This window comes from Bradyrhizobium sp. AS23.2, from assembly GCF_001908185.1.
GTDB lineage: Bacteria > Pseudomonadota > Alphaproteobacteria > Rhizobiales > Xanthobacteraceae > Bradyrhizobium.
Genome location: NZ_LGHM01000330.1, coordinates 1 through 2189, shown reverse-complemented (window position 1 = coordinate 2189; position 2189 = coordinate 1). Strand labels below are relative to the sequence as shown.

Annotated in this window: 2 protein-coding genes; one reads left to right on the top strand and one right to left on the bottom strand. The window is 56.5% G+C overall.

What is annotated here, in order from left to right; genetic code table 11:
• The coding region (locus AC630_RS41910) for a serine hydrolase (protein WP_167561394.1) at positions 1-870 on the bottom strand (870 nt) is incomplete at its 3' end.
• A gap of 375 nt (positions 871-1245) precedes the next feature.
• On the opposite strand from AC630_RS41910, the gene AC630_RS41905 reads away from it, so the two are divergent.
• A complete protein-coding gene (locus tag AC630_RS41905) occupies positions 1246-1941 on the top strand; it encodes a Clp protease N-terminal domain-containing protein (protein ID WP_074124297.1) in 696 nt (231 codons plus the stop codon).
• The last annotated feature ends 248 nt before the right edge of the window (positions 1942-2189 follow it).

Sequence of the window (2189 nt, the reverse complement as noted above, 5' to 3'; positions counted from 1 at the left end):
GTCAGACGCTGACTTGTCAACAGCACTATGAAGCACCATGCCGAGCACGTCGGCTTCAATGCTGGCGTAGTAAAATCTCGTTCCCGCTGGGGCGATTCGCTGATTGAATTGCACGATGCTCTTAATCGTGCCCAACTTCGTGTCCGGGAATGCGATCCCCATACCGTTCCACAGGCGATTGAGGTCACGTCCTCCGTCTCTTGTTTCACCGAAATCCACGCCTGAGGACATGTGCAGCAGATCGCGAATCGGCGTCCTGCCATACTCGCTGCCCATAAAGCCCGGCACATAACTTTCGGGGATATCATTGACCGACTTGATCGCGCCCTCCGAGATGGCGATCCCGATCAACAGTCCGGTAATCGACTTGACCATCGACTGGGATACGAACCGATCTTGATCAGTTCGCGCGTACTGATAGCGCTCGAAGATAATCTGGTCGTCCTTCGCGATCAGCAGGCCAGTGACCGGATTGCGCGACATGTAGTCGAGGGGCGAAAGCTTGCTTCCCTGAAAATTGTAGTAAACGTCTGCCTTCGAGCACTTGAACTTCCAAGGCGTCACAGCTCGCTTGATGAGCCGTGTTGGATAGATGTGATCGATATGGGTGAATGCGCCGACACGGTATTTTGGCTCCCAAGGGTCGCCTTGCCTCCGCGCCTCCATAATGTCGGGAAGAGGATAACCATCTTTGGCTCCGTACAGCTCGGCGTTTGGACCTGTAGTGGAGAAAATCGGTCCGGCGCAGTCTTGCGTCTCGCCCGCGGAGGCTGGTTCTGCGGTTGCGGAGATGGGGCCGGCCAATGCACAGGCGACTGTAGCAGCCAGCGATGAAACAGCCTCACGACGGGAATATTGCTGCTCCGACATATAAATCCCCAAGGATTCCCATAAGTAGAGACCAAACTGAGTGGAAACTTCAAGGAGTATGTCTCTAGTTGGCCTGGAGGAGACACTCGCGAAGGAGTCCGGCCAGTCAGCTTTAGAGGTTAGACGAGACATGGCCGAGACGCGGCTGAACCGACGCGATCGACCCAAGACGGACATGATCCATCTCGTCAGGAGCAATTGACAGCAGTTTGCAACAGGATCATGATGACTTGAGGTAGATACGACCTGCCGCTTGCGCCCCAATTGGGGATGGTGAACGTATCATCGATCTTTCTAAACCCTTTGCCCGAACGAACGGGTCAGCAACGCAAGCGCCTGGCACCTCGGCTTCGTTCAAGCAAAGGATGAAAGATCATGCGCGACTATCGCGACGCAAAGACCATGGCGCATACGGCCCGGGTCTTCCTCGGCGATCACGGCCTGAAGATCACCAATAGCCAAAGCCTTGAATTGATTGCCAAGGCGTTTGGCGCTGCGGACTGGAACACGCTTGCTGCTACAATTCGAGGCGAGGTCAGCACGCCCCGGGCCGAAGCGGCAACGCCATCACCCGCAACGATCGATGCAGGGATCAGACCCCGAGTGTCTCGTTTCTCCAGCGAACTGGAACGCACGTTGCAGCGCGCTCTTGCTCATGGTGACGCGCGAAAGCATCAGTACACGACGTGTGAGCATCTGCTGCTCGCGCTAACCGATGATCCAAACGCCTCAAAGGTTATGCAGGCTTGCCGTGTCGATCTTACGGCGCTCAAGAAAAGCCTGACCGACTACATTGACAATGATTTGCGATCCATCGTTGTCGAAACTGGCATATCCATAGGTGGATCTCGCCCCACGGCCGCGTTTCAGCGCGTACTGCAGCGCGCGGAGGCCCACGCCGAACAGATGGGACAGCAGGAGGTCACCGGCAATAATGTGCTGGTCGTCATCTTTGCCGAGCGGCTAAGCCCGGCGGTGCGGAGGCTTTACGGTCAGGACATGTCGGCGGAGGATGCAGCAAACTTCGTCGAACGAGGTATCGCTGAACGAAATGGCACCGCCGGCCCCTGAAACAGTACCGCGACCACTCGCGGAACTAGTCCGCAAATTGGCCCAACTGCGAAGTTGCGCCGCGTCTGTCGGAGGTCCGCTCATCGTGGTCGAGCGGACCAGATTTGCTCAACCCGAGTTCTTCGCATTTTGACCCGAAAGAGACATCCGTGGTCTGATGTGTTATGCAAATCCAATCCACCGGAGGCAGCCTCGTGTCGTGTGTTCTCAGACCGCCGACAGTCGAAGAGCTACCAATGCTCTCGGCT

Coding starts and splice junctions, on each gene's coding strand:
- AC630_RS41905 (WP_074124297.1), top strand. CDS start 1,246: ATGCGCGACTATCGCGACGCAAAGACCATGGCGCATACGGCCCGGGTC.